The organism is Nostoc sp. FACHB-888, assembly GCF_014696655.1.
GTDB lineage: Bacteria > Cyanobacteriota > Cyanobacteriia > Cyanobacteriales > Nostocaceae > Nostoc.
In genome coordinates, this window is record NZ_JACJQM010000188.1 from 1 (window position 1) to 7,993 (window position 7,993).

Genomic DNA, 7,993 nt, shown 5'->3' on the forward strand with positions numbered 1-7,993 from the left:
TTTCTACAATTATTTATGTCATTTTAAAATCTTTCTTAGTTTTTATTAGTAAATAAGATGCGTTCGCCCTGATGCAGTAGTCGAGCGCCACAATTTCTCACAGTTAAACAAAACCCGTATTCGCTTTCGTATTCAGTTAAAAAAAAGTACAAAGTCTGCTGCTCCTAAATGGGCAGATGTACTAAAAGCTGAGGTTTCTGAAATTGAATCAGACCTCGTTAAAGTCACAAATTCCGAAGTAGGTTTGCGGGGTATCAAGGTATTCAAAAAGCTAGATGAAGCTGCTGCCCAATTGAGGCAAGAGATTGCTTCAGTTCAAGAATGGATGTCTGCTGATACTGGCGATTGGGTTTGTCCGATTGATTTAGCTCCCTTGGTATGGAATCAGTTAATCAATATTAGGGATAATATCGCCCCTGGTTTACGCAATCAATTAAAAGTTGATTACGAAGCGGGACTTGTTGATTATCAAGAGCGAATTGACCAGTTTCTCTCACTTAACACCTGGGAATTAGCACAGGATAAGCAAGAGTCAGTCAAAGCCAACTTATTAAGAGCATTCCCGACTCTGACCGACCTTGAAGACTATTTGCAAGTTGTTATTGGTCGCCCGGTGATTATACCCGCTTTATCCGAACAACTCAATCAGCAGCAAGCCGAGTGTCTAGACCAGATTACTAAGTTCATCCAACAGTATGACCAAAATCTGGAGCAAAGGCTACGGGAATCAGCGATCGCTGGCGGTGAACAACTCGCTGCCCAGTTGCTTGAAGAGTTGGCTGATTGGCATCAGTGAGAGGTTAAGGTAATTGCACATTTGTCAAGGCTCTACATGACCTTGAGTTCTTTTGAGTAAAAGTAGCCTTTGTACAAAAGCCTTACTAACATCGAACCTAGAAGCTATTTTTCTAATTGAGGTATCGCCTTGAGAGTAAGCGTTAATTATTTTTTCTCGAAAGTCGATGGAGTAAGCTTTCATAGTCCTGGTTGATACACTAGCGTTTAGTGTACTCTATCTACCTGCAATCCGCTGAGCAGACAGTGAGTACAGGTAAATTATTGCTACTTCATTCTAAGTCATTTGAAGGGAGAACCTGTGAACCAACTGGTACGCCGTTAGATAGCAATGATGTGGTTTCTACTTGTTTTCCAAAGTAAATTGACTGAAGGAGCCGTCGATTGTGTATGATTGGCAGATCAAATTTCCCCAAGCGCATCTGCTTCAAATCAGATGGTGTGTCGGCTACGTTGACAATAAAGCGAGCATCCGCTGCTACCTCATAGCGACCCAAGAGTAATATTACCGGGCGGATAATGGGGATAAATCGACGCAACAGTGAACCACTAGCAATCTTGAAGAAGACAAAGGTGTGAATACGTGTGTTTTTTGATGTCTCAGGCATTATAAATGCTGCCGAGCGTATAACAAAGGGGCGGGGCAAGCCATTGGTGGCATCTACCCAATACATAGTAAAAACCGCTTGTACCGGGTCGAAGCGGGTAACCCAGTCATTATTGAAGTAGTCTCCTGCCTTGACACCAAAAAATAAAAGCCAAGGCGAAGGTCGCTGCGGACCCTGGTAGTGTACGCATGTGTGATCGCTCTTAACCTCTGCTTTAAAATCAACTTGTGCAAGTCCACTTTCATCCCATCCTAGAGAACTGTGTACACTTGAGAAGTGTTCATCTTCAGAGAAATTATCGAGCACAACGTGAAGGGGTGCTTTAAACAGAGTCGAGAACGAGCCGGCAAATTCAAAACCGTCCCAACCGAGTTGAGGAAGGGCATCGATAGGAGTCTCAATCGCCGCAAGCCAGAGATACCCATAATTCTCGACCACTTGGTAGGCTACGGTATCACAGTGAGCAAGTGTTGGTTGAGCCGGACTGCGACCATGACCAAGAGCATCAAAGTTCCAGCCGTGGTAGGGACAAGCTAATGTGCCGTCAGAACGAACAAAACCTTGAGAGAGTGCGGCTTTTCGGTGTGGACAAGCGTCATTAAGAGCAGCAGCACGCCCATTTCCATCGCGAAACAGAACGTAGCGGCGTTCCCCTAATTCGACACGAACTGGAGTTTTCCCTAGAAGTCTTGCTGGCAGCACCGGGTGAAAGAAGCGAGTCAGGTCAGGGATAGCCTTCTTCATTTAAATCCTCCTAGTCTTATTAGCGCTAGATAACAGTGAAATTTGTTCGTCAGTTAGGCAGTATAAAAAGTGAGTCAACCAACCTGATTTTATCCCCCAAGTTTCTTAAGGACTACTTCGATATCTTGGTTCATCCATGCAGCGCAGCATGGTATTGCGCCCGAATAACCTTTAGGGAATGATGGATAAGCTCTTCCTTTAACCCCCGCCAAATGGTAAACCGAACTACCTTTTTCTTTGTATGATTCAACCTCCTTGGGACTGGGTTCTGGGTAGACTTCATTTAATAACACAAGCTCTCGCCAAACATGTGGAATGTAGTTTGAAAGAACAAACGAACGCGATATGTTGATTAAGATTGCCGGACTACCCTTGAGATGAGCCGGCCAAGAATAGGAAACCTGTTCTTCAGAGTCAAGATCGACGCAGTAAACATCTCTTCCTTTGATCTGCCGAATTACTCTGCGCCCAATGAATCCATTTCCGCCAAGCACGATGAGAGGGATGTCTCCGATGTAACCCTCCTCAGTCTGTACCTTTGATATGCCCTTTAAAATACATTTAATCACCACTTCGGTTTCACTCATTGATCGGATGATTCGATTCCTGTATAAAACTCCAGGGAGGACACCAGCAAAAGCATTCTGTGTCGCACCGCTTATTTGACGAATGTCCTCCACTCTTGATGCAAATTGGATTAGGTTTTCTTTGTTGTCGGCTCGGTAGAAGTCATCTTCGTTGCTCGATATGAAAAACTTCAAGCCCAATTTTCCGTCTTGGATGAAAAAGCCAGCAAGAAATGGAGTCCACTTGTAGGTTTTTATATAGCTTCTGAAACTAGGGAAGGCATATGGTTCCAGATACCCCTGTTCTACGCTATAACCTACGAAAATCGTTCGCAGAAACTTCCATCTTTTGTTCAAGAACCCCACTGCAAGATAGACTACCTTGTGATTGAAGATTAGATTGAAGATTAAGCAGAACAACCGCCTATGGAAATTGATGTTGTTTAGCTTCACTTCGCATTCGTTCGATGCAACAAGAGTATTGATAGCGGTATGGAATACGTTAGTGTCATCTGCTTTCATTTTTCGTCAATTTCTGCGTGTTTATATTTATGTAGAGAGACAAATTATTTGACCAAAGCGACAGATTGTTCGTCATCTATCAAAATACTTTCGCATCGCCTGTTCAAGCAATTTCTACAACTTCATATCACAAACGCCAAAAATTAAATCCGCTTCCATCCAAGCTTGCAGGCGGGAAAAAATTGACTTTTAATTTGTCGCTACGGTCAAATAATTCGTCTTTCTACAGCGCACATGATACAGTCCATCTGTATTCAGTCGGCGATCAAATTCGTTGGCTTCGTACTGCACGTTTGCTATTTGGAGCTTTCTAATTCTGACCTCTGATTTTTTCAAAAGTGATTTATTTAGTTTAATGGTTGCTATGTACTAACTACTAAGTTACAGGTTATCAACAGGATAAACAAGGGTTATTAGAAAATGTCCTACTTTTCCCACTTTTCCCACTTTTCCCGCTTCACTGAAACAGTGTTTTTGTAGCTGATTTTCTCTTAGAATCCCCCCGATCTTCAGCTTGGACATCCCCCAGGGTCAAGCTTTTGACCGAAGAGCGATGGCGGAACGCCCACGCCCCGTCGATCGCCAGTTTCCTTGTAGTGTTACTCCTGCACCGGATACCGATGCATCATTTCCTCAATCACCACTAGCTCATGGCGGGTACGCCATCTCTACTCATTCCACTTCATCAACACCCCATCCACAATCGCAATCCCCCACTGCGGAAACTTAACCAGCACCTTTTTAATCACAATCTGCAAAGCCGGATCATCATTCCAGCACCTATCCAAGAAGTCCAACCCCGGATTCTGTCCCGAATTCGCTACTACTTTGAGTTTCTGCATCCGCTCCGGTCGCATATTTGACCGCGCAACAATCGCCTCATGTGACCATTTTTCAGCGTTGGGGACAGGTGTGGCGGAATTTTCGCCCTCATCAACTGCTTCGATTTCTACACCCGAAACTGAATTTTCAACTAACAACGAAGCGGGATTACCCTGTTCTACCTGCACCTGAGTTTGATTAGCGATGGCTACGCCCGCCGCAGGTATCGCAGAATTTAGAGAAAATTCATTTTCAGCAGCAGACGCGGCGTAACGCAGTATAACTATGACCAGTGCGATCGCTTATCCAAAATTATTCAACCCGATCAACAATTTGTTAGCTACGGCTATGATTTGTTAAGCAATGTTACATCTTTGACAACAGAGGCGGGAACCACTAGCTACGGTTACGATAAACTGAATCGTTTGGATACTGTTAAAGATGGCAATCGCACCTTAGCAGATTACGATTATGATGCTGTTGGCAATTTAATTCAAACTAAGCTGGCTAATGGTTCTGTTGAATCACGCCAGTACGATGCTGTTACCCTTGCGGGGCAACTAGCTACATTTAGCGGCATTGGTTTTGGAGTTGGCTATATTGCTGGTGCTGCCGCTAATGGTGCAAGTGGCGAAGAAATTCTGGGTATGTTTGGTGAATGGGGAGCCGGTTTTGCTAGTGGTGTATCTGGTGGTTTCTTAACAGATGTTTATGAATATACCACTGGTAAGAAAATTGAACCAAACCATGCCATGCTCTACAACGCTGGTAATGTTACTGGGATTGGCATATCCTTCTTGACAGGTATGCAAGCGGCTACCTGGGCAAAGACTGGGGTTGGCCCTCTGAAGTGGGTAGCGGCAGTGAATACTGGGCTTGACGTATATGGGGCAGCTAAAGCCACTTCTAACCTTTACCAAAGTTACCAAGATAATGGGAAGTTTGAACGAAAGGATCTTTGGAACTTGCTGGCTTATGTGCCTTTTGCTGGGGCATTGTTAGGTACTAAGAAATTTTTTGCTGCTAATAAAGCGATTAATACTGCCACTGAAAGTGCTAATGAACTCCTGAAAACTCCTGGAAAAGCAATTACAGAAACTGGTAATTGCTTTGTTGCAGGTACGGAAATTATTACGGCTGAAGGTATCAAGAATATTGAGGATATTCAGGTTGGTGATTGGGTAATTGTTGATGATCCCACGACACCAGGAGAGATTGAAGCACGGCAGGTGTTAGATACGTTTGTACGTGAAACTACTGCTTTGGTTGACCTATATGTTGATGGAGAGGTAATTTCTACTACTGGAGAACATCCTTTCTGGACATCTGATAAAGGTTGGGTAAAAGCCAAAGACTTGCAAGTAGGGTCATTACTGCAAACTGAAGATGGCAGGATTATTGATGTTGATAGAATTGAGAAGCGAGAAGGGGAGTTTGAGGTTTATAACTTTAGGGTTGAGGGAATTCCGACTTATTTTGTATCTGAACTAGGCATTTTGGTTCACAATATTTGTGTTTACACTACCACAAATAGTCGAGTTGATCTAAATCGCCCTGAAGGTACATTCGTTACATTTGAAGACCTTACAAATTTCAGAACACTATATAATCACATAAGCAATAATGTACCACCTACTAGTAGACGGGCGAAGCAATATTTTCTTGACTTTGTTACTGAAATCGATGTTCCAGAAGAGGCTTTGCTCCTCGACCCACATCGTTTAATAGGGCCTACAAGATTTATTCCTCCCAATACAAATGGAGCTAGAATTACTAGGGAATGGAGTGTTACAGAACCAGTTATAGGAGAGCCACCAGTATATAAATTGCTAGATTAGTAAATCTACTTACAACAATGAAACAAATAATAGAAAATGTAAAACAAACCATAGCGCAAAAAGAAATACTTTGGGCTCATCCAATTGCGCTTGAACTACAAAAATATCACTATAGTTTGGCAATTCAATGGGCAATAGAATGTATACAAATATATTCATCCGAGATTAAATCGGACAAACTTTCACAGCTTAATAAATATATTCAGCAAGCTGTACAAGAGCAAAATATTTTAACTCCTTCACAGTGTGATGAAATTAGTCGAGAAATATGGTATTTGCCTGAAAGGGAAGAAATTCAAACTGCCATAGCTCGACTGTGGGCATCTATCGCAGCTTTTAGAGATGGAGAAGAACAGGGTGGGATCATAGAAACTACTAGAACTGTTGAATTATTATTACCCGATATATCTGATCGTCGTTTATTAGATCGATACCTGGAAGCAGCTGTAAGAATTTGTGAAGCATACAAATCACAAAACTAGCTCTGTTCTCTAAAAGGGTTGTTACTCTCCTCGCTCGCTAACCCTCCCACTTAATTAGCACCCCATCAACACGAGCAATTCCCCACTGCGGAAACTTCGCCAGCAACTTTTTGATCATTATTACAAGTGCCGGGTCATCATTCCAGCACTCTTGCAAAAAGTCAAACCCCGGATTCTCACCCGAATTCGCCGCTCGATTCAGTTTTTCCCTTCTTACAGGTCGCAGATTTGACCGCGCTACAATCGCCTCATGCGACCACTTTTCAGTTTGTGACACTCGCGGCGCGGAACTTTCACCCTCATCAACTGTTTTGATTTCTACACCCGAAACCGAGTTTTCACCCGTAAACGTTGCAGAATAACTTTGTTGTACCTGCCCCTGAGTTTGATTAGCGATCGCTTTCTTGGAAGAAAATTCATTTTTAGCGACGGACGCGGCGGAACAAGTATCTTCATGACAATCCCTCGATTCAACGCTACAATCCTGCTTTTCACCCAACAACAAAGCAGATTCACCCTCTGCATCATCCACAAGCGCCAGCGTCGTGCAGTCCATTGCCGTAGGCGATTCTTCAAGTTCTGACGCGCTTTCGATATGTGAAGGCGACGCGCCCCTCAAGGGCGCATGAGCCGTTTCCTCAACACGCGGATTTCGAGCAAGCGCGTCAGAACCAACTACCATACCAACAACCTTAGTTGGTTGTTGGTAGGTAGTTGAGGGGTAGTTAAAAACGTTGTTAGGATTTTGAAACCCTTGCAATTGTTCACTTTTTTGACCATTCTTTTGGAATGATTCCAAATCAGACTGAATTTGTTCCACTTCGAGGTGGTTTTCATTCCGTTCGGGCGCATTTGTTTTCTCCCCGGCGTGGACAGCTTTCTCGTCACAAGAATTGGTTTCTCCAGACATGGATGATTCCCAGTAAAAGCGATTGTAATAACCGTGAAGATTACGGACACGGTAGCCAATCAACCCAGGTCTACCAGAAGGCAAGCGGCCAAACACTTCCTCAAACTGAAACAATCCTTGGGCAGTCAACGCCGCCCCTGCTTTTTGCAAAGATTTGTAGGTGAGATTAGTATCGAGTTTATGGGCAGAACCGCCAAATTGTTCAGCCGCCACGCTATCTAACCAAAGCTGTTGTACAGATGGAGGCTGCTGACGAACCCACTTAATATCTTCAATTGATACTTTGCAGTGTGGTCTAATCGATTTATCTGCATCCGTCTGTTTGCGATCGCTTCGCTGTTTGCTGCCACCGCTGATTGCTTTTAACGCTGTAGTCATATTTCCTCCTAAATTTGCATGACAATATGAACGGCATGGTTGCAATGCCGCGTTTAAGTCTTTTAGCTATTCTCTTAGCGAGTCTTTATTTACTGGTTTTCGCCCTGCCAAAACCGCAACTCTTCCCTGGAATAGCTTTTTAGTCGAATGGCACTAAGAAAAGCTATAAGCTATGCAGGATAAGGACTACAGCTTTAAGGCTCACTCCCGCAGTAATGGCATAAGTCAGGCGATGGCGGATAGAAGGATGATGTACAATCTAAAAATTTTTTGGAGGTAGAAAAAGCTTACTCGTTCATGAAATACTTTCTTTGAGACGAGCAAGCAA

Annotated in this window: 6 protein-coding genes and 2 pseudogenes; 3 read left to right on the forward strand and 5 right to left on the reverse strand. The window is 43.4% G+C overall.

The window, feature by feature from the left end; all coding sequences use genetic code 11:
• Positions 1 to 52: 52 nt before the first annotated feature.
• A pseudogene (locus tag H6G26_RS35880) lies at positions 53 to 793 on the forward strand (hypothetical protein); the annotation flags it as partial.
• A 63-nt stretch (positions 794 to 856) separates the two neighbouring features.
• Here the strand turns inward: H6G26_RS35880 and H6G26_RS43275 are convergent.
• From H6G26_RS43275 to H6G26_RS43280, 4 genes and pseudogenes are all read right to left on the reverse strand, one after another.
• Positions 857 to 979: pseudogene (locus tag H6G26_RS43275) on the reverse strand (IS630 family transposase); the annotation flags it as partial.
• 88 nt (positions 980 to 1,067) lie between these two features.
• The gene (locus tag H6G26_RS35885) at positions 1,068 to 2,147 is read right to left on the reverse strand and encodes a Rieske 2Fe-2S domain-containing protein (protein WP_190736119.1); all 1,080 of its coding nucleotides are present in this window, start codon (positions 2,145 to 2,147) and stop codon (positions 1,068 to 1,070) included.
• 89 nt (positions 2,148 to 2,236) lie between these two features.
• Positions 2,237 to 3,235 (reverse strand): hypothetical protein, encoded by a 999-nt coding sequence (locus H6G26_RS35890; protein WP_190736122.1) that lies wholly within the window; start codon positions 3,233 to 3,235, stop codon positions 2,237 to 2,239.
• A 668-nt stretch (positions 3,236 to 3,903) separates the two neighbouring features.
• Entirely contained in the window at positions 3,904 to 4,245 is a 342-nt protein-coding gene (locus tag H6G26_RS43280; protein WP_242054164.1) for a hypothetical protein, read from the reverse strand.
• Positions 4,246 to 4,410: 165 nt separating this feature from the next.
• On the opposite strand from H6G26_RS43280, the gene H6G26_RS41970 reads away from it, so the two are divergent.
• Both H6G26_RS41970 and H6G26_RS35905 read left to right on the forward strand, forming a co-directional pair.
• Entirely contained in the window at positions 4,411 to 5,895 is a 1,485-nt protein-coding gene (locus H6G26_RS41970; RefSeq protein ID WP_199327243.1) for a polymorphic toxin-type HINT domain-containing protein, read from the forward strand.
• 17 nt (positions 5,896 to 5,912) lie between these two features.
• Positions 5,913 to 6,377 (forward strand): hypothetical protein, encoded by a 465-nt coding sequence (locus H6G26_RS35905; RefSeq protein WP_190736124.1) that lies wholly within the window; start codon positions 5,913 to 5,915, stop codon positions 6,375 to 6,377.
• Positions 6,378 to 6,414: 37 nt separating this feature from the next.
• On the opposite strand, the gene H6G26_RS35910 is transcribed toward H6G26_RS35905, so the two are convergent.
• On the reverse strand, positions 6,415 to 7,665 hold the full coding sequence (locus H6G26_RS35910) for a hypothetical protein (protein ID WP_190736126.1): 1,251 nt from the start codon (positions 7,663 to 7,665) through the stop codon (positions 6,415 to 6,417).
• Between the last annotated feature and the right edge of the window lie 328 nt (positions 7,666 to 7,993).